25 protein-coding genes are annotated in these 24,341 nt (G+C 74.8%); 10 read left to right on the top strand and 15 right to left on the bottom strand.

Features of this window, described 5'->3' with window-relative positions; translation table 11 throughout:
* Window positions 1–29 precede the first annotated feature (29 nt).
* The gene (locus IEZ12_RS10225) at window positions 30–536 is read left to right on the top strand and encodes a DUF3291 domain-containing protein (protein ID WP_189271715.1); all 507 of its coding nucleotides are present in this window, start codon (window positions 30–32) and stop codon (window positions 534–536) included.
* Between the two features lie 187 nt (window positions 537–723).
* Here IEZ12_RS10225 and IEZ12_RS10220 read toward each other — a convergent pair whose 3' ends face one another.
* Window positions 724–2,025 (bottom strand): amidohydrolase, encoded by a 1,302-nt coding sequence (locus IEZ12_RS10220; protein ID WP_189271714.1) that lies wholly within the window; start codon window positions 2,023–2,025, stop codon window positions 724–726.
* Entirely contained in the window at window positions 2,022–3,326 is a 1,305-nt protein-coding gene (locus IEZ12_RS10215) for an MFS transporter (protein WP_189271713.1), read from the bottom strand. The genes IEZ12_RS10220 and IEZ12_RS10215 overlap by 4 nt, the downstream gene beginning before the upstream one ends.
* A gap of 115 nt (window positions 3,327–3,441) precedes the next feature.
* On the opposite strand from IEZ12_RS10215, the gene IEZ12_RS10210 reads away from it, so the two are divergent.
* A complete protein-coding gene (locus tag IEZ12_RS10210; protein WP_189271712.1) occupies window positions 3,442–4,506 on the top strand; it encodes an Lrp/AsnC family transcriptional regulator in 1,065 nt (354 codons plus the stop codon).
* Between the two features lie 12 nt (window positions 4,507–4,518).
* On the opposite strand, the gene IEZ12_RS10205 is transcribed toward IEZ12_RS10210, so the two are convergent.
* From IEZ12_RS10205 to IEZ12_RS10190, 4 genes are all read right to left on the bottom strand, one after another.
* Window positions 4,519–6,102 (bottom strand): SMI1/KNR4 family protein, encoded by a 1,584-nt coding sequence (locus tag IEZ12_RS10205; RefSeq protein WP_189271711.1) that lies wholly within the window; start codon window positions 6,100–6,102, stop codon window positions 4,519–4,521.
* 116 nt (window positions 6,103–6,218) lie between these two features.
* The gene (locus IEZ12_RS10200) at window positions 6,219–6,995 is read right to left on the bottom strand and encodes a hypothetical protein (RefSeq protein ID WP_189271710.1); all 777 of its coding nucleotides are present in this window, start codon (window positions 6,993–6,995) and stop codon (window positions 6,219–6,221) included.
* Window positions 6,996–7,050: 55 nt separating this feature from the next.
* On the bottom strand, window positions 7,051–7,986 hold the full coding sequence (locus IEZ12_RS10195; protein ID WP_189271709.1) for a serine/threonine dehydratase: 936 nt from the start codon (window positions 7,984–7,986) through the stop codon (window positions 7,051–7,053).
* A 191-nt stretch (window positions 7,987–8,177) separates the two neighbouring features.
* Window positions 8,178–8,858 (bottom strand): DUF5701 family protein, encoded by a 681-nt coding sequence (locus IEZ12_RS10190; RefSeq protein ID WP_189271708.1) that lies wholly within the window; start codon window positions 8,856–8,858, stop codon window positions 8,178–8,180.
* 230 nt (window positions 8,859–9,088) lie between these two features.
* Here IEZ12_RS10190 and IEZ12_RS10185 point away from each other — a divergent pair, with 230 nt between their 5' ends.
* The gene (locus IEZ12_RS10185; protein ID WP_189271707.1) at window positions 9,089–10,441 is read left to right on the top strand and encodes a cryptochrome/photolyase family protein; all 1,353 of its coding nucleotides are present in this window, start codon (window positions 9,089–9,091) and stop codon (window positions 10,439–10,441) included.
* 7 nt (window positions 10,442–10,448) lie between these two features.
* Here IEZ12_RS10185 and IEZ12_RS10180 read toward each other — a convergent pair whose 3' ends face one another.
* On the bottom strand, window positions 10,449–11,255 hold the full coding sequence (locus IEZ12_RS10180) for a VOC family protein (protein WP_189271706.1): 807 nt from the start codon (window positions 11,253–11,255) through the stop codon (window positions 10,449–10,451).
* 299 nt (window positions 11,256–11,554) lie between these two features.
* Between IEZ12_RS10180 and IEZ12_RS10175 the strand changes: the two genes are divergently transcribed.
* The gene (locus IEZ12_RS10175; protein WP_052509036.1) at window positions 11,555–11,983 is read left to right on the top strand and encodes an STAS domain-containing protein; all 429 of its coding nucleotides are present in this window, start codon (window positions 11,555–11,557) and stop codon (window positions 11,981–11,983) included.
* Between the two features lie 164 nt (window positions 11,984–12,147).
* Here the strand turns inward: IEZ12_RS10175 and IEZ12_RS10170 are convergent, their stop codons facing one another.
* Window positions 12,148–13,758: a sigma-70 family RNA polymerase sigma factor gene (locus IEZ12_RS10170; RefSeq protein ID WP_229847396.1), complete on the bottom strand. Its 1,611-nt coding sequence runs from the start codon at window positions 13,756–13,758 to the stop codon at window positions 12,148–12,150.
* Between the two features lie 246 nt (window positions 13,759–14,004).
* On the bottom strand, window positions 14,005–14,784 hold the full coding sequence (locus IEZ12_RS10165) for an alpha/beta fold hydrolase (RefSeq protein ID WP_229847395.1): 780 nt from the start codon (window positions 14,782–14,784) through the stop codon (window positions 14,005–14,007).
* Window positions 14,785–15,000: 216 nt separating this feature from the next.
* Here IEZ12_RS10165 and IEZ12_RS10160 point away from each other — a divergent pair, with 216 nt between their 5' ends.
* Window positions 15,001–15,354: a hypothetical protein gene (locus tag IEZ12_RS10160; protein WP_229847394.1), complete on the top strand. Its 354-nt coding sequence runs from the start codon at window positions 15,001–15,003 to the stop codon at window positions 15,352–15,354.
* Window positions 15,355–15,568: 214 nt separating this feature from the next.
* Window positions 15,569–16,495, top strand: a complete 927-nt coding sequence (locus tag IEZ12_RS10155) for an aminoglycoside phosphotransferase family protein (protein ID WP_189271703.1) — start codon at window positions 15,569–15,571, stop codon at window positions 16,493–16,495.
* A 9-nt stretch (window positions 16,496–16,504) separates the two neighbouring features.
* Here IEZ12_RS10155 and IEZ12_RS10150 read toward each other — a convergent pair whose 3' ends face one another.
* Both IEZ12_RS10150 and IEZ12_RS10145 read right to left on the bottom strand, forming a co-directional pair.
* The gene (locus IEZ12_RS10150; RefSeq protein WP_189271702.1) at window positions 16,505–17,281 is read right to left on the bottom strand and encodes a MerR family transcriptional regulator; all 777 of its coding nucleotides are present in this window, start codon (window positions 17,279–17,281) and stop codon (window positions 16,505–16,507) included.
* Window positions 17,278–18,375, bottom strand: coding sequence for a serine hydrolase domain-containing protein (locus tag IEZ12_RS10145; RefSeq protein ID WP_189271701.1), 1,098 nt, complete (start codon window positions 18,373–18,375; stop codon window positions 17,278–17,280). Before IEZ12_RS10145 ends, IEZ12_RS10150 begins: the two co-directional genes overlap by 4 nt.
* 136 nt (window positions 18,376–18,511) lie before the next feature.
* Between IEZ12_RS10145 and IEZ12_RS10140 the strand changes: the two genes are divergently transcribed.
* Window positions 18,512–19,162, top strand: a complete 651-nt coding sequence (locus tag IEZ12_RS10140) for a class I SAM-dependent methyltransferase (protein ID WP_189271700.1) — start codon at window positions 18,512–18,514, stop codon at window positions 19,160–19,162.
* An 8-nt stretch (window positions 19,163–19,170) separates the two neighbouring features.
* Here the strand turns inward: IEZ12_RS10140 and IEZ12_RS10135 are convergent, their stop codons facing one another.
* Together IEZ12_RS10135 and IEZ12_RS10130 are read right to left on the bottom strand one after the other, a co-directional pair.
* The gene (locus tag IEZ12_RS10135; protein ID WP_043907991.1) at window positions 19,171–19,443 is read right to left on the bottom strand and encodes a helix-turn-helix domain-containing protein; all 273 of its coding nucleotides are present in this window, start codon (window positions 19,441–19,443) and stop codon (window positions 19,171–19,173) included.
* A 59-nt stretch (window positions 19,444–19,502) separates the two neighbouring features.
* Window positions 19,503–19,958: a nuclear transport factor 2 family protein gene (locus IEZ12_RS10130; RefSeq protein WP_189271699.1), complete on the bottom strand. Its 456-nt coding sequence runs from the start codon at window positions 19,956–19,958 to the stop codon at window positions 19,503–19,505.
* 140 nt (window positions 19,959–20,098) lie between these two features.
* On the opposite strand from IEZ12_RS10130, the gene IEZ12_RS10125 reads away from it, so the two are divergent.
* The 3 genes from IEZ12_RS10125 (at window position 20,099) to IEZ12_RS10115 (ending at window position 22,460) form a co-directional block, all read left to right on the top strand.
* Window positions 20,099–20,683, top strand: coding sequence for a TetR/AcrR family transcriptional regulator (locus tag IEZ12_RS10125; RefSeq protein WP_189271698.1), 585 nt, complete (start codon window positions 20,099–20,101; stop codon window positions 20,681–20,683).
* A 99-nt stretch (window positions 20,684–20,782) separates the two neighbouring features.
* Window positions 20,783–21,550 (top strand): type I methionyl aminopeptidase, encoded by a 768-nt coding sequence (gene map, locus IEZ12_RS10120; RefSeq protein ID WP_189271697.1) that lies wholly within the window; start codon window positions 20,783–20,785, stop codon window positions 21,548–21,550.
* Between the two features lie 499 nt (window positions 21,551–22,049).
* Complete coding sequence (locus tag IEZ12_RS10115; RefSeq protein ID WP_373295455.1) at window positions 22,050–22,460, top strand: transglycosylase family protein; 411 nt, start codon at window positions 22,050–22,052, stop codon at window positions 22,458–22,460.
* A 107-nt stretch (window positions 22,461–22,567) separates the two neighbouring features.
* Here IEZ12_RS10115 and IEZ12_RS10110 read toward each other — a convergent pair whose 3' ends face one another.
* Window positions 22,568–22,924, bottom strand: coding sequence for an immunity 51 family protein (locus IEZ12_RS10110; protein WP_189271696.1), 357 nt, complete (start codon window positions 22,922–22,924; stop codon window positions 22,568–22,570).
* A gap of 47 nt (window positions 22,925–22,971) precedes the next feature.
* Window positions 22,972–23,961 carry a YihY/virulence factor BrkB family protein gene (locus IEZ12_RS10105; protein WP_189271695.1) on the bottom strand — a complete coding sequence of 330 codons (990 nt, stop codon included), beginning with the start codon at window positions 23,959–23,961 and terminating at the stop codon, window positions 22,972–22,974.
* Window positions 23,962–24,341: the final 380 nt, after the last annotated feature.

The raw sequence follows: 24,341 nt of genomic DNA, 5'->3' as shown, positions 1-24,341 counted from the left end.
TAGAACACCGGCCGGGCCATGCTTGGCCCATGACCGGTTTTCACCTCGCCCAGATCAACGTCGGCCGCCTCGTCGCCCCGCCCGGCGACCCGCGGGTCGCCGAATTCGTCGGCCAGCTCGGCGAGATGAACGCGCTCGCCGAGCGCAGCCCCGGTTTCGTCTGGCGGATGGTGGACGATCCGGACGCGGCGGCGGTGGCCGCCTTCCCCGAGGTGGCCGACGCGCGGTTCCAGATCAACTGTTCGGTGTGGGAGTCGGTCGAGGCGCTCTGGGAGTACGCGTACCGCAGCGACCACCTGCGGGCGCTGAGCCGCCGTCGGGAGTGGTTCGAGCGCCCGGACGGCCCGCACCAGGCCCTGTGGTGGGTGTCGGCCGGCCACCGCCCGAGCCTGCCCGAGGCGATGGGCCGGATCGCCCGGATCCGCGACCTGGGCACCGGCCCGGACGCGTTCACCTTCCGCGACCGCCACCCGGCGCCCGTCGCCGTCCGAACCGGCCGCGAGCGTCACTCGGCGCCTCTGCGGTCCCAGGGGTGAGGACCTGGCCGGAGCCGCCCGCCAAGGCCGACGTCGAGGTGGAAGTCCGTCGCTACGGAGCGACTTGAGCACGTGCCGGACCGGCGGGTGCTCGACGAGTTGCTCGGCCTCCGGGATCCTCCCGGCTGGGTCCTCGCGGGACCGTCCACCCTCTGGTAGGACGCGCCCGTGCCCCGCCGGGGAGCGGTCAGCTCCCGGTCGGGCGGGGGAGCCAGTGCGCGGCGGCGGCCAGCAGAGCTGTGACGCCGACCTGGATGGTGGGGTCGGGGAGCGGTGCGTAGTACGGCGAGTGGTTGGTGGGGACGGAGTCGGGCAGGCCGTTGGCCACCAGGTCCTCCGGGCTGATGCCCTGGAAGAGGGCGTGGTCGGTGCCGCCGAAGTGCCACAGCACGGAGGGGACGCCGAGAGCGGTGCCGAAGGCGCCGAAGTCCTCGCTGCCGGTGATGGGCTGGGGGAGGACGACCACCCTGTCCCGGCCCAGGGCGCCGCCGAGGGCGGTGACCACGGTGGCGGTGGCGTGCGGGTCGTTGAGGGTCACGGGGAAGGAGGGCAGCGCGGTGATCTCCGGGTCCCGCGGGGCGTTGGACGCCGCTGCCTCGGCGCGGATGATGCGCTCGACCGCCGCGACGACCCGGTCGCGCACTGCGGGAGTGGTGCTGCGGACGTTGATCAGCAGTTCCGCGGTGTCGGGGATGATGTTCTCCTTCGTGCCGGCGTGGATCGCGCCGACGGTCACCACCGCGGTCTCGGTGCCCGCGACCTCGCGTGAGACGACCGTCTGAAGGCGCACGACGATCGCGGCGGCCATGACGACCGGGTCCACGGTCAGCTGCGGGGCGGCGCCGTGGCCGCCCCGCCCGTGGAGGAGGACCCGGAAGCTGTCGGAGGCGGACATGATCGGTCCCGGGCGGGTGGCGACCATGCCGACGGGGGCCGGCAGGACGTGCTGGGCGAGGCACACGTCGGCCCGGGGGAAGCGGTCGAGGAAGCCGTCCTCGATCATGGCGGCCGCTCCGCCGCCGACCTCCTCGGCGGGCTGGAAGACCGCGACGACGGTGCCGCTCCAGTGCTCCGGGCGGGCCGCGAGCTGTGCGGTGGCGCCGAGCAGGCAGGTGACGTGCATGTCGTGGCCGCAGGCGTGCATGACCGGGACCTCGTTGCCGTCGCCGTCGACGCCCCTGGCGGTCGAAGCGTACGGCAGGCCGGTCTTCTCCTCGACGGGAAGGGCGTCCATGTCGGCGCGCAGCAGGACCACCGGGCCCTCGCCGTTGGCGAGGACGCCGACCACGCCGGTGCCGCCGACGTGCTCGGTCACCTGCCAGCCCTGTTCGCGCAGCCGCTCGGCGACGATGCCCGCGGTGCGGATCTCCTGGAAGGACAGTTCGGGATGGGCGTGCAGGTCCTCGTACAGGGCCCGCAGCGCGGGGACGCGGTCGGCGACGCCGGTGAACAGGTCGGTGGCGGCGGTGGTGGCGGAGTCGGTGGTCATGACTGCTCCGAGTCGGTGGTCGGGCGGATGCGGGCGGACGCGTCGAACGCGGCGCGGAAGGAGGCGGAGTCCTGCGGGGTGAGGACGGCCATCAGCGCGGCGACGAGCGCGCCGACGACGAGGGAGGCGAACGCGACCTCGAACGAGAAGGCGTCGGTGATCACGCCCATGACGGGCGGGACGACCATGCCGGCCACCTGCCCGCCGAAGACGATCACGGCGCTTCCCACGCCGACGTAGGCGGGCGGCAGGCCGCTCAGCGGCGCCGCGAGGATCGGCATGTAGGCCAGGGAGGCGGCGATGACGACGACCGTGGCGAAGACCACGAAACCGACGGGCGAGGAGGAGAAGGCCATCGCGGGCAGCGCGAGCGCGGCGACGGCCATGCTCGGCACGATCAGCTTGCGGTGGTGACCGCCCAGCCGGTCGGAGAGCCGCCCCCCGATGATCGTCGCGGCGGCGCTTGCGACGGCCGGCGCGATCATGAGCACGCCGACCGTGGTGAGCGGGACGCCGAGCTCGGTCCTGAGGTACGACGGGGCCCAGGTGAGGAGTCCGCCCAGGACGACGTTGAGGCCGAACAGCATCGCCGCGAAACGCCAGAGCACGCCGATCCGCAGGACCTGCCGCATGCCGTGCCGCTCCTGCGCCGCGCCGGGTCCGCCGCGGTGCAGGGGAGCCGGCAGCCAGGCCCGGATCGCCAGGACGACGAACACGCCGAGCGCGGCGGCCGAGAAGAACGCCGAGCGCCAGCCGAAGACGGCGGCGAGCGGGGCGACGGCGAGCGGAGCGGCGATGGCGGCGACGGCGTTGGAGCTCATGATCAGACCGTTGGCGCCCATGCGCTGCTCGGACGTGGTCCGTTCGACCAGCACCTTCATCGAGGCCGGCGGGAAGACGCCCTCGGCCGCGCCGAACAGGAAGCGCACGGCCAGCAGGGCGGCGAACGACCAGGCGAAGCCGGTCAGCGCGGTGAACAGGGACCAGGCGAGCAGCGCCCAGGTGATGACCCGGCGGGCGCCGAAGCGGTCGGTGAGGACGCCGCCCGGGATCTGCGCCAGGGCGTAGGCGAGGAAGAACGCCGAGACGATCAGGCCCTGCTGCCCGTGCGTCAGGTGGAACTCCTCGCCGACCGAGGGCAGGACGAAGTTGATGACCAGTCGGTCCGCGTAGTCGATCAGCCAGGCGGTGAAGAGCAGGACGACCGTGGTCCTGACGGCGCGTTCGGCCGCGGCGGACCGGCCGGCCGGGGCGACGGCAGCGGGATCCGAGTGCGGGGGCGGCACAGCGGGAGCGGACATGGAACTCCTGTCACCAGTGGCCGCAGCAGGATTTCGGCCGGGAAGTGCACCTAAGATCCGGCTCGCGGGAGCACAGCCCGCCGAATTGCAGGAAAACTACGGGGAAGAGTCGATCATGCAGGATTCCGGCGCTCCGGCCCACGGCATCGGGGCCGACGTGCAGTTCACCGAGCAGGACCTCGCGCTCGTCGACGCCCTGCAGTCGGCGCCGCGAGCTCCGTGGTCGGCCGTCGGGCGGGCCCTGGGCATCGACGCGACGACGGCCGCCCGCCGCTGGGAGCGGCTGACGGCCGGTGGGCTCGCCTGGGTGACCGCCTACGACTCGGCCAGGAACGGCGCCGTGGGCTTCGTCGAGGTGAGCAGCGAACCGGGTGCCCACCAGGCCGTGAGCGAGCAGGCGTGCGCGCTGCCCTGGGTGTTCAGCGTCGACGAGACGTCGGGCGAGTTCGATCTCCTGCTGTCCGTGGGCGCCTTCCGCCCGGCCGATCTCGGCCGGGCCGTGCACCGCGCCGTCGGCGGCCTGTCGGGCGTGCGGGCGATGCGGATGCAGATGGGCGTCACCCTGTTCGGCGAGGGCGGCGACTGGCGCATCCGGGCCATGGAACCGGCCGGCCGCGCCGGACTCGGCGCCCCCGGCGTGCCCAGCCGGACGCCGTACGCCGTCCGCACCGGCACCCGCGGCGCGGCGCCGGACGAGGCGATCCTGACGGCGCTGAGCGGCGACGGCCGGCTCGGCTACGCGGCGCTCGCCGCCGCGACCGGGCTGAGCGAGCACGTGGCCCGCCGCGGGGTGCAGCGGATGCTCCGGGACGGCGACCTGAGGCTGCGCTGCGACTTCGCCCACCCCCTCGCCGGTCTGCGGACGACGGCCGTGTACCGGATGGCGTCCCCGCACCGCCTCCTCGCACAGGCCGGGCAGGGCCTGACCCGGCTGAGCCAGGTCCGGCTGTGCGCCTCGGTCACCGGCCCGCACAACCTCCTCGTCCAGGTGCTGCTGCACAGCCTCTCCGACATCGACCAGTTCGAGGCGCAACTCGCCGCCTCCTTCCCGGCGTTGGACATCAAGGACCGCACGATCGTGCTGCACACCCCGAAGCGGATGGGCTGGCTCCTCGACGACCACGGCCGCGCCGTCGGCCGGGTGCCGCTGACTCCGCCCACGGACCACCCCGCCCCGTGACCGACCGGACGGCTACCGGGCGGGGGCGCGGTGGGCGTCGAGTCGACGCTGCCCGGCTGCGCCCGCGGCGCGCCAGTCGGTCCAGCGGCCCGCCGACACGGCCGCCAGCAGGTCGAAGACCTCACCGACCCGGTCGACCGCGACGGCCAGGGCGCACAGCCGGTCCACCAGCGCTGGATCCGGGAGTCCGGCGGCGGCCGCGCTGTGCAGGGCCCGCACCAGGGCGACGGTGGCCGCGACGCGTTCGGGGCCGGACAGCTCCCCGGCGAGCAGCCCGTCGAGGGCCTCCGCGTCCGCGGGGAGCGCGGCGATCTCCAGCAGGGGGCGCAGCGCGGCGGCGTCCGGGGCGGGCATCCGGTCCAGGCAGCACTGCCGCCGCCCGGCGTCGAGGCGGGCGAGGGTGTTCAGGACGGCCCATCGCTCGCTGTCCGGGCGCCGGGCGTCCGGCGCGGTGGGGACGGGCAGGGGCCCGGGCTCCGCGTCGAGCAGTTCGGCGGCCAGGGCCAGGTTGACGGCGCTGCGCCGGTCGTCCGGGACGGTGTCGGTCTCGTGGGCGGCCAGTTCGGCCCAGCGCCCGGCCAGGATCAGCGCCGCGGGCCGGCCGCCCGGGTCCGGCAGGGCCAGGGCCGGTTCGAGGAGGCGCCCGGCGGCCGCCAAGTCCGGGGTGGCCCGCAGCAGTTCGTCCCGCACCCGACCGGAGAACCAGGGCGCCAGGCTTCCGTAGGTGTGTCCGGCCGGGAATCCGTGCGCCCGGGGGCTGCGCAGCCGCTGCTGGGCGTCCTGCAGGTCCGTGGGGTCGAGCCGGTCGCAGGCCCGTTCGGCCGCGGCCCGCCGTACGCGGCGGCACAGCACGGCGATCGTCAGGTCGAGGAAGTCCCCCGGGGCCGGGTCGGCCGGGCCGGCCTCCGGTGCGGGGAACCACGGCAGCTCGGCGAGCGGCAGCCACTCCTGGGCGTCGACGAACGATCCGAGGGTGTAGTCCCGGTAGAAGTCCTCGGTCTCGTCGGCCAGGTGGATCAGCTCGCCGTCGTTGCCGAAGCTGTCGAACCACACCGTGCCCGCCCAGGGGCCGTTGAGCACCAGCCGGGCCAGGAAGTGGCTGCGGGTCGCGCCCAGGAGCAGGGTGCCGTCCGTGTACCGGGCGCCCGCCGGGAGGTCGTAGAAGGCGTCCTCCGGATCGTCGAACTGGCTGTAGAACTCGCCCGGTCCGTCCTCGAAGAAGTCGGTCCCCTCGGTCTCCTCCCAGTCGGTGATCTGTGCCGACAGGCCGGCCCAGGGGCGGTCGAGGGGGAAGGGCTCGGCGGGCCGCGGGCCCTTCTGCTCGGCGACGAGCCGTCCGGCGTACGACATCAGCAGGTGGGCGGGCTCGCCGAACTCCAGCAGGTACCGGCGGTAGTTCTCCGGCAGCCGCAGCCCCAGCCGGGTCTCCGCCGCCACCACCTCGGCCTCCGGCAACGCGGAGAAGCCGGTCCGCCACACCTCGCCGTCGCCCGGCCGCAGGGCGGCCCATCGGGCGAACAGTTCGCGGATGCGGGCCAGGCGCCGGTCGATCCGCTCGTCGTCGAGCGGCTGCCGGGAGACGGGCTCAGCAGTCATCACAGGGTCCTCGGACGTAAGGGGGAGGGGGCCGTTGCGGGATGCGCACAAGGGGGACGAACTCCGCCGACAGCCGGGCCGGTTGAGTGCCGCGGGCGGGGCGGCGGGTGCGGGTGTCAGGGGCGGGGGCCGGCAGCCAGGGGGCTCAGGCGGACGACGGCGAGGTCGAGCTGGCCGAAGCCGTCCTCCCAGCCGATGACCGGTTCGCAGCCGAAGTCGTCGAGGCCCCAGGCCGGGGCGTCCTCGACCATCGGCATCAGGCCCTCCTCGCCGTCGGTGAGGAAGTAGGCGAGGTGGGCGCGCAGTCCGGGGTGCTCGACGGCGGCGAGGTCCTCCTCCCAGTCGTCGGCGGGGGCGGCTTCGAACGGCACCAGGTCCTCGGGGGAGCGGCCGGTGTCGAGCGCGGCGCGGAACGCGTCCAGCAGGGTGCCGTCGGAGCGCAGCCGGGCGAAGAAGACCACCCAACTGCCCGGGTGGTCGGCCAGGTCGACGCCGTGCTCGACCACCAGCGGCGCGAGATCGGCGCCCCGGACCAGGCCCTCGGCGAAGCAGACGGCGGCGACGGCGGAGGCGAACGGCTCCGGCAGGGCCGGCGAATCGCGGTCGGCCGGTATCGCGAAGATCGAACCGGCGGCGTCGAACACCGGGGTGCGCTCGCTGTCGTCGAACAACGAGCAGTCCCAGCGCACCGGTTCGGCGCCGCTCAGCGCCTGCGGCCGCACCCACGCGGCGTCCCGGTCGAACTCGACCTCGTGGATCAGGTTGCCGCCGACGCCTGCGGCGTACACCGCGTCCGGGCCGTACTCGTGCAGGGGCCGGCCGAGCATCACCGCGAAGGCGTCGGCGAGTTGACGGTCCCAGTCGCTCGCGGCCGGGGTGTGGTGTGAGGTCATGGGCGGCACCGTAGTGCCGCCGTCCGACAGTCGGAAATCGAGAGCTGACGCAGTGTCAGGCGAGCGTGCCCGGGTCGGTGTTGGCCCCGCACAGCACCACGCACACCCGCTCGCCCTCGGCGGGCCGGTACGCGCCGCCGGTGAGTGCGGCGAGCGCCGTCGAGGCGGCGTGCTCGACCGCCAAGCGGTGGCCGTCCCACAGGAGTCGGCGGGCGCGGACGATCTCGGAGTCGGCGACCAGGGCGGTGCGCACGCCGTCCTGGCGGGTGGCCCACAGGGCGGCCGCGGAGGCCCGCCGGGCGCCGAGGGCGTCGGCGGCGACCGAGTCGACGGGGACGTCCACCGGCCGGCCCGCCGCCACCGCGGCGTGCAGGGCCTGCGAACCCTCCGGCTCGACGGCGACGGTGCGCACCCCGTGCTCGCGGGCCGCGGTGGCCACGCCCGCGAACAGGCCGCCGCCGCCGACCGACACCACCACCGTGTCCAGGGACGGGAGTTGACGGCGGATCTCGTCCAGCAGGGTGCCCGCGCCGGCTGCGACCAGCGGGTGGTCGTAGGCGTGCGAGGCGAGCGCTCCGGAGGACGCCGCGAACTCCTCGCAGGCCGCCAGCGCCTCCGCGTACTCCCGGCCCGCCAGCCGCACGTCGGCCCCGTAGCCGCGCAGCCGGGCCACCTTCACCGCCGGGGCGTTCGCGGGCAGGAACACAGTGGCCCGGACGCCCTGCTCCTGCGCCGCCCAGGCGCACGCCAGGCCCGCGTTGCCGCCGGACGCGATGGTGACACCCGCGTCGGGGAGCGTGCCGGCCTCCCGGTGCGCCCGGACGAAGTTCTGCGCACCCCGGGCCTTGAACGAGCCGGTGTGCTGCAGGAGTTCGAGCGCCGCCCAGACCTCCCCGCCGGCGACGTCGAGCGGGGCCACCGCGACGGGCCGGACCCGGCCGGCGATCCGGTCGCCGGCCGCCTTGATGTCGCCGTACGTGAGCTGGTGCACGCTGTCGCTCCTGCCGCATCGAGGGTGCGCGGGCCCGCGAGGCCCGCATCGGTCGAACCCCGACCGTACCTTCCGGCCGCACCTCGCCGGTGCGTCGCGGCTACAGGTCGCGGTTGCGGGTGGCGACTGCGGGTCGCCGCTGCGGGTCGCGGGTACGGGTGGCGACTGCGGGTCGCCGCTGCGGGTGGCGGCTACGGGTTGCGGCCCGTCGCGGACGCGAAGCCCAGCCAGGTGTGCCGGTTGCCCGCCCAGCACCAGCCGACCTTCGGGGCGTTGCGGCGCTCGCGGCCGTCCCGCCCGGTGCCGTTGCTGATCCAGATCGCCGGGGTGCGGGCGTCGAGCGCGCCGTTCGGCCGGCGCAGCCGGGAGCCGATGGTCATGAAGCAGTTGCCGCGTGCCAGGACTTCGGGTTGCTGCAGCACCCAGTGGATGCCCTCGGTGAGCAGCAGCGGGGTGCGGTCCTCGGCCGCGAGGGCCGGCAGTGCCTCGTCGGGGCTCCAGTTGGCCATCCGGTCGCCGCGGTCGAGGCCGGTGACGAGGTACAGCGGGGCGTCGGGCAGCTCGACGGTGTCCAGCGGGGCGAAGGCGTCGACATCGAGCATGTCGACGACGACGAAGCCCGGCCTGCCCTCGCGGCGCAGCAGTGGCGCGAGCACGGAGGCGGGAGCGCGGTCCGGATGGACGGCGAGCAGGGCGCCGTCGGCGGGCGCGGTGGTCTCGGCGGCCGCGGCGAAGGCGCGGAGTTCGGCGGCGGACAGGCCGACGATCTCGTGCACCCCCAGCTCGACCAGGCGTTCGGCCTGCACGCGGAGCGGCGTGAGGCGGGAGTGCGCGGCGGGCGCGGCGGACATGGCGGGCGTGGCTTCGGGCATGGCGCTCCCAGGGCAGCGAGGCGACGGGACCTCGGAGGAACGAGGCGGCCCGCCGAGATGTTCCCGCGCGCGGCATGCCGTGTGCGGGCAGTCGGCGTCCGGCGCTCATCCGCGGCGGCGTTCGCGCCGATGAGCAGAGGGGGACGGCCGTCCCCGGCGGCCCGCCCGGTCACTCCGGGAGACCGCTCGTTCCACGCCCGCCGGGCCGACCACGGAAGCCGCGCACCGAGATGACCCTCGCCGTCGTCCTGTTCACCCAGGACCTGCGCCTGCACGACAACCCCGCCCTGCACGCCGCCCGCGCCGCGGCCGACCAGGTGGTGCCGCTGTTCGTCACCGACCCGGCGATCGCCGCCGCCGGCTTCGACGCCCCCAACCGCCGTGCGTTCCTGGCCGGTTGCCTCACCGACCTGGACGCCTCGCTGCGCCGCATCGGCGGCCGGCTGCTGGTGCGCGAGGGCGACACCGCCGAGCAGACCGCCCGACTGGCCGCCGAACTCGGCGCGGTGGCCGTGCACGTCGCCGCCGGGGTCAGCGGCTACGCCCGGCGGCGCGAACAGCGGCTGCGCCGCGCGCTCGGCGACCGCCTGCGGGTGCACGAGGGCTCGTTGACGGCCGTGCCGCCCGGCGCGGTGACACCCGCGGGTCGCGACCACTACGCGGTGTTCACCCCGTACCAGCGGGCCTGGCAGCAGGTCGGCCGCCGCGCCCCGTTGCCCGTCCCGGGGCCGCTCAACACCCCAACGGGGTTGCAGGGAACCGACGTCGGCAGCGTGAAGCCCACCGCCGGCAGCCTGCCCGCGGCCGGCGAGAGCGCCGCCCGCCTGGCCTGGCAGCACTGGCGCGTCGCGCAGTACGCGCAGCTGCACGACGACCTGGCCGCCGACGGCACCTCGCACCTGTCGCCGTACCTGCACTTCGGCTGCCTGTCCGCGAACGAGCTGGTCCACCTCGCCGAACGGCGCGGCGGGCCCGGCGCGGAGGCGTTCGTCCGGCAGCTGGTGTGGCGCGACTTCCACCACCAGGTGCTGGCCGCCCGCCCGGCCGCCGCACATGCCGACTACCGTACCCGGCACGACAGTTGGCGCACCGACGAGGCCGAGTTCGCCGCCTGGCAGCAGGGCCGCACCGGGTTCCCGATCGTCGACGCCGGGATGCGGCAGCTCGCCGAGACCGGCTGGATGCACAACCGGGCCCGGCTGCTCACGGCGAGTTTCCTGGCCAAGTCCCTGTACCTGGACTGGCGGCTCGGCGCCCGGCACTTCCTCGACCACCTGGTCGACGGCGACCTGGCGAACAACCAGCTGAACTGGCAGTGGGTGGCCGGCACCGGCACCGACACCCGCCCCAACCGGGTCCTCAACCCGCTTGCCCAGGCCGACCGTTACGATCCGGACGGCGCGTACGTCCGCCGCTGGGTGCCCGAACTGGCCGCGCTGCCCGGCCGGGAGATCCACCGCCCCTGGCGGGCCCGGCACCGCCCGGCCGACTACCCCGCCCCGCTGATCGCCCCCGAGAGCACCGGAGTTCGCTTCCGCGAGGCGCGCGAGATCCTCAAGGGCGGTCAGGACGAGCAGAACTGACGATCAGTCAGGCGGCGGGAGCCTCCGCCGGGGTCATCAGCACGAAGTCCGCGCCCGCGCCGTCCGCGCACACCGCCATCCGTCCGATGCCGGGTGCGTCCGACGGGCCCATCAGCACCTCGCCGCCCTTGGTGCGCACGGTCGCGGCGGCCGCGTCGCAGTCGGAGACCGTGAACACCGGGTGCCAGGACGGCAGGCCCCGGGACAGCGACAGCTGCTCGGGCGGCACCTGCAGGACACCGCCGTGCATCCGCTCGGCGGGCTGCCCGGCCGGGGTGACGATGGTGTAGGTCTCGCCCCCGCCGCCCGGCATCTTCATGTCCTCGCGCTGCCAGCCGAACACCGTTTCGTAGAACGCCAGCGCCGCCGACGCGTCCGTGGTGTACAGCTCCGTCCAGCACAGCGCGCCCGGGTCGTCGGTCGCCTCCAGGCCGCGCGCCCGGCCCGGCGTCCAGGCCGCGAACTGGCCGCCCTGCGGGTCGGTGAACTGCGCCACCGACGCCCAGCCGTCCGCGTCCTGCGGCTCCACCCGCACCGTGCCGCCCGCCCGCAGGACGGAGGCGGCGGTCTCGTGGACGTCCGGGGTGAAGAAGTAGATCATCCACGCCGAGCGGGCGCCCCGCTCGGTGAGCAGCCCGATCCCGGCGGCCGTGCGACCGCCCGAGGTGGCCAGCCCGAACGCGCCGTCGGAGCCCTCCATCGGCGCGAACTCCCAACCCAGCACCGCACTGTAGAAGTCCCCGGCGGCGGACACGTCCGGCGCGCCGAGGTCCAGCCAGCACGGTGAACCGGGCACGAAATCGGTGGTGATCATGGCGGTCTCCCTTCGCCGGGCACTCCCTACCCAGCCTGTCACCGGCCCCCGCCCGGCGCGTCCCGGCCCGGACGGCGGGCGACGATCTCCGGTACCGCCAAGCGGAGGAAATCCTGTGCAGATCGTCGGGTGGAGCATGGAATTCGACCGTCGAACGGAGCCCGGGCATGACATTTCGCGGAAATTACTCCCTCTGACCGCGAAATCGTCACCAGGAACAGGGTTCGGGCCGCTGGAATCGGGCAGAGGCCGCATACCCCCAGCGAAACCACGAGAAAGGCACCGGAGTGGCACTGAGCGTGAGCTATGGGGAGCGATACGGCTGGACGGTCGTCCAGGTCGCCGGCGAGGTGGACATCAGCGGGGTCTCGGCACTCCGCGAGCGCCTGCAGCGACTGGTCACCGAAGGCTGTCTGCGCATGGTGGTGGACATCAGCCGGGTCGACTTCTGCGACTCCACCGGATTCGCCGTCCTGGTCGCCACCCGCCGCATGCTGTCCTCCCGCGGCGGCCGGCTCCGGCTGGTCCTCCCCGGCCCCGAGACCCACACCCGCAAGATCCTCCAACTCTTCGGCATCCAGCGGATCTTCGACGTCCACGACTCGGTCGACGACGCCCTCGCCGACCTGCGCGAGACGGTCATGAACGAGACCAGGCCGCCCGCGGCCGCGGACGGCGCCGAGGCCGTCCCGCGCCCCCGCGAGGGCAGCCGCGCCGTCACCGACTGACCCGCACCGACCCGCCCGGCGGGCGGGCGGCCGTCAACGGCGACGGCCGCACCCGCAGCGGCAACCCTCCGTGCGCGGCGGCGACGGCAGCGGCGACCCCGCAGCGTCGACGACGCCCGCGCACCACCCGCATCGGCAGCAGCCTCCGTGGCCGCGGGGCCCCGTCAGCCCGGAGTGCCGAAATCCTGCGTCCACCAGGGCCCACCCGCGCCCTGGTGCACCCCCACGCCCAGCTCGGTGAACGCGCAGTTCAGGATATTCGCCCGGTGGCCCGGGCTGTTCATCCAGCCGGCCATCACCGCGGCGGCGTCCTTCTGGCCGCGCGCGATGTTCTCGCCCCAGCCGCTCCACTGGTACCCGGCGGCGTCGATCCGCTGCTCCGGGCCCTCGCCGTCCGGGTTGGTGTGGTCGAAGAACGCGCGCTCCGCCATGTCGTCCGACTGCTCCTGGGCCGCCGCCGCCAGCTGCCCGTTCGACTTGACCGCTTTACAACCCGCCTGCGCGCGCTGGGAGTTGACCAGATCCAGCACCTGCTGCCCGAGATCCGTCGTCCGCTTCGCGGCCGGCGTCGAGGTGGACCGCGGGGAGGCCGTCGCGGACGGCTCCTTGCCGGACACGGACGCCGACGGCGAAGCCGACGCCGACGGCTTCGCGCTCGGGGAGGCGGACGAGGACGGGGCGGCGGACGGGGACGGCGCGGTGCCGCCCGCCGGGACGGCCAGCGCCTCCACCTGCTCGGGACCGGCCGCCGCCGGCTGCCGCGCCGCCTCCGGCCCGTCCGTCGTCGAGGACGACTCCGGCAGGCCGACCGCCACCAGCAGCCCCACCGCGACCGTCACCACCACCCCGCCGCCCACCAGCACCCGACGCGGGCCGCGACGCGCCGCCGCCCGCCGGCCGTGCCGGGACCCCGCCCGGTGCGAGCCGCCGCGCGGCCCGCCGTCCGCCGGGCCGCGCCGGTGCGGGACCGCGCCCTGCGCCGAACCCGCGGGCTCCAGCGGCAGCGCGGCGAGACCGTCCGGCACCGGCACCATCGCCAGACCCGCCAGCAGCCCCTCGGCCGGCACCAGCCCGCGCCGGTGCTCGCCGCACCCCGCGCACTCGCGTACATGACGGCCGATCCGCTTGCGCCACAGCGCACTCGGCACGCCGTCCCAACCCGCCGTCAACTCCGCCAACCACGTGCACACCGGCACCGCGGCCAGCGCCCGCACCGCCACCCGGGCCGCCTCCAGCTGACCCTTCATCCGCTGCACCCGCACCGCCGCGTGCTGCGGCGACACCTCCAGCGCCGCCGCCAGCTCCGCCCGGGACAGCTCGCCCGCCGCCTCCAGCCACCACAGCGCCAACAGGTCCCGGTCGCCCTCGTCCAGCCAACGGGTCGCCTCCGCGACCTCCCGCCGCTGCTCCGACAGCCCCAGCCGGACGATCGTCAGCCCGACGAAGTCCGCCGCCGGGTCCGCGACCGCCACCGGGTCCGGCGCCTGGCGCGCCGCGCCCTCGACGCCCTCGTCCCGGAACCGGCGGCGCACCTGGTTCAGCGCGATGGCCACCAGCCAACTGCGGAACCCGGCCGGATCCCGCAGCCCCGACAGCCCGTCGACCGCCCGCAGCATGGTCTCCTGCACCACGTCGTCGGTGTCCGGATGCCCCGACAGCGCCCGGCCCACCACGTTGTACACCAGCGGCAGGTGGCCGCCCACCAGCTCCGCCACCGCCTGCCGGTCGCCGTGCTGGGCCCGACCGACCAGCGTCGCCACCTGCCCACTGTCCACAGCCCTGACCGTCCTCGTGTTCTCGCGTCGTGCCCTCACACCCATCGGAGATCCACCGGCGGCCGGCGGATAACGGAAAAGTGCGGAGCAATCTCCCGACCTGGGGAAATCTCCCCGATCAGGGCCGGAGACGACCCTACGGCCCGGCGGACGGGCCGTGTCACGAGGGTCGGGCGGGGCCGGTGGGGGTTCATCCGGGCCGCCCGGGTCTTTCGGCCGGTCGGCGGTACGGCCGGTCGGCCCGGGTCAGCGGCGTCCGCGCACGGTCACCTTCCGGATCGCCTCCAGGACCGCGTCCGGCGCCCGCAGCGGCGGCAGGTGGTCGACGCCCGGCAGCCGCACCAGTTCGCAACCGAGCCGCTCGGCGGTCCGCTCGGCGCAGCCGATCGCCGGGCGACGGTCGAGGTCGCCGATCAGCACCACCGCGGGCAGGCCGGACAGTTCGCCGAGCCGGTCGAATACCGGCGGGTCGGGCCGCTGGTGGACGTCCTCGCCGGGCCAGGCCCGGGCGGCGGAACGCAGTTGGGCCGTGGCCTGCGGGTCCGCACCGGCCGCCGCCCACTCGCGCAGGCCGAAGGCGGTCAGCCCCGCCAGGTCGCCGGCGGCCACCAGCCGGTCGTACTCGGCGTCCGACTCCGGTTCGTCCGGCCACGGGTAGCCTCCCACGCCGGGGCAGAGCAGCGTCAGCGACGCCACCCGCTCCGGGTGCCGGAGGGCGAAGCCGAGCGACGTTCCGCCGCCCATGCTGCAGCCGACCAGATGGACCCGGTCGAGCCCGAAGCGGTCCAGCACCGCGTGCAGATCGGCGAGGTTCGAGTACCCGGCGACGGGCTCCGGCGAGCGCCCGTAGCCGCGCACGTCGAACCGGACCAGCCGGTTCCGCGCGGCGAGTTCGGGCCACAGGCCGTCCCAGATCCGCGAGTCGCCCACCCCGGGGTGCAGCAGCACCAGGGGCGGGCCGTCGCCCCCGCTGTCCTCGGCCCAGACGGCGCCGTCGCCGAGTTCGATCAGTCCGCTCGAAGTCATGGCGGCCATTGTCGGAGCCGGGTCGGTGGCCCCGCACCCGGATTCGTCGCGCCCTTGCCGATCCCGCCGACCTGCGACGTTCCGCCCATCGGGCGGCCGGTGACCCGTCCAGGCGGGCAGGTCGGGCGGCGACGGCGGCGGATCCACGGTCGCCGGCCCGTCATCAGGTATGACTGACGGACTGTCGGATGTCGTGGGTGGCCCGGAGGAGGCACGGTGACGAACTGTCGGGACGGCTGGCGCAGGGCGCTGGAGGCGGGGTTCTCGGTCGGGTCGGTGGGATCGTTCCTGTCGATCGGATCCGCGTACTCCGTGCTGTCGATCGGTTCGGTGGGGTCGGCGCTGTCGCTCGGCAGCGTCGGCTCCGCGTTCTCGGCGCTGTCGGTGGGCTCCTGGCGCAGCGCCGCGTCCGTCCTCTCGGCGGACTCGGTGCTCGCCCTGCTGTCGTACCGCTCGGCACTGGCGGTGCGGGCCGCGCACCGGCGCGGCGAGTGCTCCGACCGGTCGGACATCGGAGGCGCGAAAATGAGGTGCAGGCGGTCGGGTCGGGACGCCATCGTGGCGGAATGACGACAGGCGCGGCGGTCGAAGGCGTGGTGGCCGGACTCGGGGTGGCGGTGCCGCTCGGCGCGGTCGGAGTGCTGCTGCAGGAGGGCCGCCGCGGCTGGGCCCCCGCCGCCGGCGGGGCGACGGCGGTCGCGGCCTGCGCTGACCGAACCCGCAGGAGGCCGACGGGGAGCGGCACTTGGCGCGGTCGGCGACGGGCAGCCCGTAGGGTGCAGGCGTGATCGGGATACCGGAGGAGTTCGCGCGGATCGTCGTGGCGCGGGAGGGCGAGGCCGGGCGGGAGTGGCTGGCCGGGCTGCCCGGGTTGGTCGGGGAGCTGGGGGAGCGGTGGGAGTGTCGGCCGGACGGGGAGGTGGGGCACGGGCAGGTCGGAATTGTGGTGCCAGTGACGGTGGTTGACGGTACGTCGGCCGTGCTGAAGGTCTCGTTCCCGCACCCCGGCAACGTGCACGAGCCGGATGCCCTCGACGTCTGGGGCGGTCGCGGGGCGGTGCGGCTGCACCGGCGCGACGACCCGCGGTTCGCCATGCTGCTGGAGCGGGCCGACCGGCGCACGCTCGCCGATCATCCGGAGGTGGGCGTGGACGAGGCCGTCGCCGTCGCCGGCCGCCTCGCCCGGAGGCTCGCGGTGGCCGCGCCGCCGGGCCTGCCGAGGCTGAGCGACCGGGCCGGGCAGTGGGCGGAGCGGCTCCGCGAGGACGCCGACCGGCTGCCCCGGCCGCTGCCGCGCCGGGTGGTGGATGCCGCGATCGCCACCGTTCGCGAGCTCGGGCCCGACCAGCCCGACACCCTCGTCCACGGCGACCTGCACTTCGCCAACATCCTGCGGGCCGAGCGCGAACCCTGGCTGGCCGTCGACCCCAAGGGCCAGGTCGGCGACCCCGCGTTCGACGCCATCGCCCTGATCCGCAGCCGGTTCGAGGAACTGCTCGCCGCGGACGACCCGCACCGTGCGGTGCTGCGCCGGCTCGCGATCTGGGCGGAGGCCGCCGAACTCGACCACGAGCGGGTCCGCCGGTGGGCGCAGGCCCGCGCGGTGCACGCCGCGCACTGGGGGCGGGAGCACGGCGATCCGGACTGGCTGGTCGAAGTCACCGACCGGATCGCCGAGTTGCTGTGCCGCTCGGCGCCGGGCCGGGGGTGAGGGCTCGCCTCAGCGCTGCGGCAGGGGGACGCCCGCCGCGCGGAGCCTGGCCTCGGTGAGTGCGGTCAGTCGGGCCGCGACCGGCGCCCGGTCCTCGCGGTGGTTGTTGATCAGCCGGTACTGGGCCGGGGCGTTCGCCCAGGCCCGCAGGCTGGCGTGATCCCCGAGCAGCGCAGGGTCGGCGAGGTAGCGGTCGGCCAGGGCGGCCGCGAGCTCCTCGATTCTCGGATCGTCCGGCTGCCAGCTCTCGGCCTCCCAGGCGCGCCTGGTCAGCTCGACGAACTCCCGGTCGTGCAGCCCCCGTTCGAGCTGACCCAGGAAGCCGTCGAAGCCGGCCGGGACCAGCGCCCGGGCCAGCACCAGGGCCTCGCGCTGCGCGGCCACGTAGCCGGGGTCGAGGCCGAGGTCGCGCATCCGGTCCAGGACCGCGCAGGCGCGGTCGGGCAGCAGCGCCCGGTCGCCGTCGGCGAGCCGCTGCAGGGTGTCGCGGCGGGCGACCAACTCGTCGATGCGTTCGGTGAGTTGCCGCCCGACATCGGCGAGTGCCGCGCCGAACTGCGCGGCCTCGGCGTCGAGCACGGCCCCGATCCCGGCGAGCGGCACGCCCGCGGCGGCCAGCGTCCGGACCTGCACCAGCTGCAGCAACTCCGCGGACCCGTACCGGCGGTAGCCGGAGCTGTCGCGCTCCGGCTCCGCGACCAGGCCGAGCCGGTGGTAGTGCCGCACCGTCTTCACCGTGACACCGACGAAGGCCGCCGCCCGACCGATCGTCACTCCGTTGCTCATCGGGCCAGTGTGCCGCAGAACACCGCGTCGACCAGCCGCTGTTGGGCGGTCAGGAACGCGGGGGCGATCGTGAGGTCGGCGTCGTCCACCCAGGTCAGCCCGGCGGTCAGGGTCCTGGCGCCGTCGGCCGTGCCGTACATCAGCGCCGCCGAGCCCATGGTGGCGCCGTTGTGGTGGTAGACGGTCCCGGCGTCCGTCTGCTGGGCGAACACCCCCAGGCCGTAGCCGGCCGTCGCCTCCGGCGCGCGCATCTCGGCCAGCAGCTCGGCGGGCAGCAGCCGGCCGCCCAGCAGTGCGGAGAAGTAGGTGTGCAGGTCGCGCGTGGTCGAGATCAGATCGCCGCCGGCCCCGACCCAGGACGGGTTCTGCCGGGTGACGTCGACGATCCGCTCCCGCCCGCCGTCCGGGTAGCGGTAGTAGCTGCGGTTGTGCGGCTCGGGGACCTCGGGCGAGACGCCCGGCGCGACGGTGCCGGTCAGCCCCAGCGGCCCCAGCACCAGCCGCTGCAGCTCCGCCGCGAACGGGCGGCCGGTGACCTGCTCGATCACCAGCCGGGCCAGCACGTAGTTGGTGTTGGCGTAGCTCCAGCCCGCGCCCGGCGCGAACCGCGGCGGCCGGGACAGCGACAGCCGCACCAGATCCTCGGGCAGGTAGGTCCGGAAGCGGCCCTCCACCCACTCCCTGCCCTGCCAGGGGACGCCCAGGACGATCGTCCCGTCCTCGTAGAGCTCGCCGGTGTGGTTGAAGATCCCGCTGGTGTGCTGCAGCAGCATCCGCACCGTGATCCGCCCGTCGAGGCCGAACCCGGGCAGGTGGCCGCCGGCCGGGTCGTCCAGGCCGAGCCTGCCCTCGGCGACCAGCAGGAGCACCACGGCCGCGACCAGGTTCTTGGTGGTGCTGCCGATGCGGAAGTGCCCGTCGACCGTCGGCCCGGCGCTGCGGTCCAACGCGCGCACACCGGCGCCGCCGACCCATTCGCCCCGTTCGTCGTTCACCCGGAGCCGGACCCCGACGAAACCGGACTCGACCAACTCCCCGATCACCCGCTGGAGTTCAGGGCGCTCCGGCCCCCGGTCGGACACAGTGGTGGACATGCTGGTCGGCTCCTTCGCATCGTGTTGCCCAGTCGGCGCGGCGCCGATACGAGGAGCCTCCACCCTGCCCCGAGGTCAACCTCAACCGTGACCCGGCCCACACCCGGTTGTCGGTGGCCGGTGGGACAGTGCTCCGATGGACACCCGTCTGCACGCCATCGCCGAGTACTGGAACGACGCCGCCCCCGCCTTCGACCAGGAGCCCGACCACGGGCTGGCCGCCGAGGTCACCCGGCAGGCCTGGGAGCGGAGACTGCGCGCGTGGGTGCCCGACGGGCCGCTGGACGTGCTCGACGCGGGCTGCGGCACCGGGTCGCTGTCGCAGCTGCTGGCGGAGGCCGGGCACCGGGTGACGGGGGTCGACCTGGCGGCCGGCATGGTCGACCGGGCCCGGGCGAAGCTGGCCGGTGCGGGACTGCCCGGCCGGTTCCTGGTCGGCGACGCGTCGCGGCCGCCGGTGGGCGCCGAACGGTTCGACGCGCTGCTCTGCCGCCACCTGCTGTGGACGCTGCCCGACCCGGACGCGGCGCTGCGCCACTGGACGACCCTGCTGCGCCCGGGCGGCCGACTGGTGCTGATCGAGGGCCGCTGGCGCGAGGCGGTCACCGAGCCGTACACCCCGGGCGCGGGCGAACTGCCCTGGGCCGGCGGCGCGAGCGCCGATCAACTGGCCCGTGCGGTGAGGCCGTTGGTGCGCGAGCTGCGGGTGGAACCGCTGTCGGCGGACGCCGCACTGTGGGGCGGCCCGGTGACGGACGAGCGGTACGCCGTGGTGGCGACCGTCTGACGCCCCGGTCAGCCGGCGGCGCGCCGGTCGTCGGCGACCACGCCCAGCCAGACCTGCGCGGCGTCGTCCAGCGGCACGTCGAGCGCGGCGCACAGGCCGACCACGGTGCCGAAACCGGGGCTGGGGAGCCGACCCATCTCGATCTTGCGGAGGGTCTCGGGGGAGATGCCGGCGCTCTGCGCGACGGCGACCGGGTCACGGCCGGCCCTGGTTTCGCGGAACAACGCGCCCAGACGCCGGCCGGCCTCGATCTGCTCGGGGGTGAGGGGGACTCGCACCATGCCGCCACGCTACTGAACACGGCGGCCCCGCGTCGCATCGCCCGGGGAGGCAGCCGGCCTCAGCGCACCGGCAGCTCCGGTTCGTCGTCCTGCCGGGGGCCGAGGATGCGGCGGTCGGCGGCGTCGATCCGGACGTCGTCGATGCTGGCCTCGCGCCGCCGCATCAGCCCGTGCGCGTCGAACTCCCACAGTTCGTTGCCGTGGCTGCGCCACCACTGGCCCTCGTCGTCGTGCCACTCGTACTGGAAGCGGACGGCGATCCGGTCGCCGTCGAACGCCCACAGGTCCTTGCGCAGCGCGTACTCGTGCTCGCGGGCCCACTTGGCGGTGAGGAAGGCGACGATCTCGGCGCGGCCGGTGAGGAAGGCGTCGCGGTTGCGCCACACCGAGTCCGGTGTGTAGGCGAGGGCGACGCGCTGCGGGTCGCGGCTGTTCCAGGCGTCCTCGGCGGCCCGGACCTTGGCGAGGGCGGTGTCGCGGGTGAACGGCGGGCGGGGCGGGCGGTCCTCGGTCATGGCGGGCTCCTCGAAGGGTGGGAGAGGTGGAGAACGCGCGTTCTCGACCGGCAGTGGGCGCTAGGGTAGGGAACGATCGTTCTCCACGTCAATCCGTCACCGTCGATCCGTCACCGTCGACCCGCCGCAGGAGTGCGCCGATGCCCGCCCCGCTCACCGAGGAACAGGCCCGCCAGGACCACGAGAAACTGCTCGACGCCGCCGAGGCGCTGTTCTACGAGAAGGGCATCCGGGCCGTCGGCATGGACGAGGTGCGGGCCGCCTCCGGACTGCCGCTCAAGCGCATCTACCGCCTGCACCCCACCAAGGACGACCTGGTGGTGGCCGTGCTGCGCCGGCGCGACGGGCGCTGGCGCGGGCGGCTGGTCGCGGCCGCCGAGGCGCACGCCGACCCGCGGGCCCGGCTGCTGGCCGCGTTCGACTGGCTGGCCGGGTGGTGCGCCGAGCCGGGCTTCCGGGGCTGCGCCTGGATCAACGCCTTCGGTGAGCTGGGCCCCGCCTCGCCGGCGGTGCTCGCCGAGGTCCGCTCCCACAAGGAGGCCTTCCACCGGCACCTGGCCGACTGGTCCGGCGCCGCCGGCCTCGCCGAGCCGGCGTCCGTCCAGCTGCTTGCCGAGGGTGCCATCGTCACCGCCGCGATCTCCGGCAGTCCCGACCCGGCCCGACAGGCGCGTGCCGCCGTCGAGGCGTTGTTGGCGGGTGGCGAGCCCCGGAGCGGTATTTAAATACCGCTCTGCTGCTAGGGTGTCCCCGTCCCGCCGGTATTCAAATACCGGCAGCGTCATCGAGTGGGCGGCGCGCCGCCGCTGTTCAGGAGCTGTGTCGTGATCGAGTACAAGACCCCGCAGGCGATCGAGAAGATGGCTGTCACCGGCCGGTTCGTGGCCGAGACGCTGGCCGAGCTGTCGGGCCTGGTCGAGCCCGGCCGCCAGGTGATGGACCTGGAGCACCGGGCCCGGAAGCTGGTCGAGGAGCGCGGGGCGGTCTCCTGCTACTGGGACTACGCGCCGTCGTTCGGCCGCGGGCCCTTCCGCAACGTGATCTGCCTGTCGGTGAACGACGCGGTGCTGCACGGGCAGCCGCACCCCTATGTGCTGCGCGACGGGGACGTGATCAGCCTGGACTTCGCGGTGTCCATCGACGGCTGGGTCGCCGACTCCGCCGTCACGGTCGTCGCGGGCGCGGCGGCCGAGCAGGACGTCCGGCTGATCGACTCCACCCGGGCCGCGCTGGACGCGGCGATCGCCGCGGCTGTGCCCGGCAACCGGATCGGCGACCTCTCGGCGGCCATCGCCGAGGTCGGCCACGGGGCCGGCTACCGGATCAACACCGACTTCGGCGGCCACGGCCTGGGCCGCACCATGCACGAGGACCCGCACGTCGCCAACGTCGGCCGCCCCGGGCGCGGCCTGGAACTGCGCCCCGGGCTGACCCTGGCGCTGGAGCCGTGGTGGTGCGCCGGCACGGCGGAGCTGCGGACCGACCGGGACGGCTGGACGCTGCGGTCGGCGGACGGCTCGCGCGGAGCGCACTCCGAGCACACCGTGGCGATCACCGAGGACGGGCCGCGAGTGCTCACCGCACTGTCCTGAGGCGGCAATTCGGCCACGCCGGGTCACTTGGAAGTGGGCGGAGCGTGACCGTTGTGGCCCGGCCCATAGCCCGGAGGCAGGTCGGTCGACGGTCGGCCACCGCCGGGTCGCGCGGCGTGTGCGGTTCCCCGGCGGAAGGGGTCCAAAGCCGGTGAGGCCGGTCACAGGACGGGCGGGCCGGGCCCGAGAAATCGCGGGGCAGTGCGCCCCGAGACCCCGATTTACCGCCGGTAACGCGGCTCTGACCTGCGCAGACCTTCGAATGCTTGGACATCGGCCGAAACGCCCGTAACTTCGTAACCAGTGCAGGGCGCACTACCCGGGATCACCCGACACCAACGCCCCGGAACGGCCACCGAGCCGGACCGAACGGGCAGGGTGACCGCGACGGAGAGCATGTCGGCAAGCGACGGCCCCGTCCGATCCACAAGCGTGAAACAGCCGGCCCGCCAGGGCCCTGGTTCCGCCTTGCCTGCCCGGGGCAGCCGAAAGGAATCGCATGATCTTCCGTAACGAGACCGCCGCCGCCACGACCGCCACCACCGCCAAGAAGGGGAGCCGCACCCGCAGCCGCGTCCGCGCCGCCATCGTGGCGGGCTCCGCCGTGGCCGTCCTGCCGGTGGCCGGTCTCCTTACGGCGACCTCGGCCCACGCCGCCGACGTGTCCACCTGGGACAAGGTCGCGCAGTGCGAGTCGACCGGCAACTGGTCCATCAACACCGGCAACGGCTTCTACGGCGGCCTGCAGTTCACCTCCTCCACCTGGGCCGCGTACGGCGGCACCGCCTACGCGCCGCAGGCCAACCAGGCCACCAAGGCGCAGCAGATCGAGGTCGCCGAGAAGGTGCTCGCCTCCCAGGGCCCCGGCGCCTGGCCGGTGTGCTCCGTCAAGGCCGGCCTGACCCGCTGACCCGGTGACGCGCTGACCCCGCGGGACCACCCGCACCCGCCGACGGCCGCTCCCTCCTTCCCGGAGGGAGCGGCCGTCGGCGTTTCCGCGTCCGCCCGGCGCGCGGATCAGTCGAACCAGTCGGGCTCGGCGGCGTCGATCAGCTCGCGCAGCGTCGGCCGGTCGCGGAACGCCGCGGACAGCAGCGTGCCGAGCTCGCGCAGGGCCTCCGCGTCCTCGCCGTACGCGACGAACATGCCGGCCTCCGGGTCGTACCGGAACCGGCCCTCCAGCTGCGGGGCGCGCGAACGCACCGCGGAGCGGGCCACCGCCTCCCAGCCGTAGCCGCCGTTGTCCTGACCGGCGGCCTCGAACACCTCGTCCACCTCGACCATCCGATCGTCCGTCAGCATCAGGCAGTACGAGCCGGGCCGGTGGTCGTACTCGAAGAACCTCAGCGGGGCGTACGTCTCACGATCAGTCATGATCCGGACGGTACCGGCGGCCACCGACACCTCGCCGGGCCCGGCGGTCAACGCCCGTTCTCCGGCCCGTCGTCCTCGTCCTCGGGCAGCTCGAACTCGACCTCCACCCGCTGTTCGGGCCGGCGCTCCTCCTGGCGGGCCAGCAGGGCCAGCACCTCCTGGTCCGGGCCGGTCAGCGGCGGCTGGAGCAGCGAGCGCGGCCACAGCCGGCGGGCCAGCACCACGTTCGTCTCGGCCGCGTACACGGTGATCTGGGACGCCAGGTAGAGCCAGGACAGCAGGCCGATCACCGTCGCGAAGAAGCCGTACACGGCGCTGGCGTGCCGCAGTTGATGCGCCACCAGGGCCGCGCCGAACGCCTGCAGGACAGTGAACAGCGGGCCCGCCACCAGGCTGCCCGGCAGCAGGCGGCAGGTCCGCACCTCCTTCGGGGTGAGGATCCGCAGACAGGCCACGAACACAGCGGTGTTCAGCACCGCCGACAGCAGCAGCCCGCCGACCCGGGCCAAGGTGCCGGCCGCCGTGGTGCCGACCAGCGCCGCGGCCGCCGCGGTCACCACCAGGCCGAGGCCGAGCGCGCCGAACAGCGCCAGGCTGCGCGCCAGCCGCGGCCAGTAGCCGGGCCGCCGCACGCCGGGCACGTTCCACACCTCGGCCATCGAGTGCTGCAGCACCTGCGCGATGCCCAGCGCACCGTAGAGCAGGCCGAGGATGCCGATCACCAGCGCCAGTCCGCTGCCCTGCACGGAGTGCACGTTCTCCCGCAACTGGTCGCCGATGATCGGGAAATCGGCCAGCGCGGAGTCGACCACGGCCTCCTGCGCCTCCGGATGGCCGTGCAGCACGAACCCCAGCACGGTGGAGAGCAGGAGCAGCAGCGGGATCAGCGACACGAAGCCGTAGTAGGTGATCAGCGCGGCTAGCAGCCCGCCCCGGTCGTCGCCGTACTTCTTGATCACGCCGAACACCGCGGCCGGCACCCGGTGCCGCTGCTGCGTGCGGTCGACGGCGCGCAGCGCGCGTTCGATCGGATTCACGGGCCCGTCCCTCCTCGCTGATCGGCACCCCGCGTATGCCCGACCGTGCCGCACCCACCGCCCACCGGCGCGGACCGTCACCCGGGGGTGTGAATCCCCGCGCGGCGGAAAGGCGGCCGCACGGCTCCGGCCGCCCGGCCGGAGCCCGGGCGGGCCGCGGTGCGGACGGTGAGGAGGCGGACGGCGTGCGGTGGAGTGCGGTACGGCTCGCGGTGGCGGGCGCGACGGTGGTACTGGTGCTCCACGTCTGCGACCGGGTCGCCGAGGTGACGACGCGTCGGCCGGTTGCCCGGCGCAGGGTGCGGGCACCGGAGACGTAGCGGACCTTCCCCCGAACGGGGGAGGGTTGTCCCCTGTCCGGGGGAATCGGGGCCGCGCCG

The sequence above is a fragment of the Kitasatospora griseola genome (assembly GCF_014648555.1).
In the GTDB taxonomy this organism is placed as follows: Bacteria; Actinomycetota; Actinomycetes; order Streptomycetales; family Streptomycetaceae; genus Kitasatospora; species Kitasatospora griseola.
This window is presented reverse-complemented; position numbering and strand designations above follow the sequence as displayed.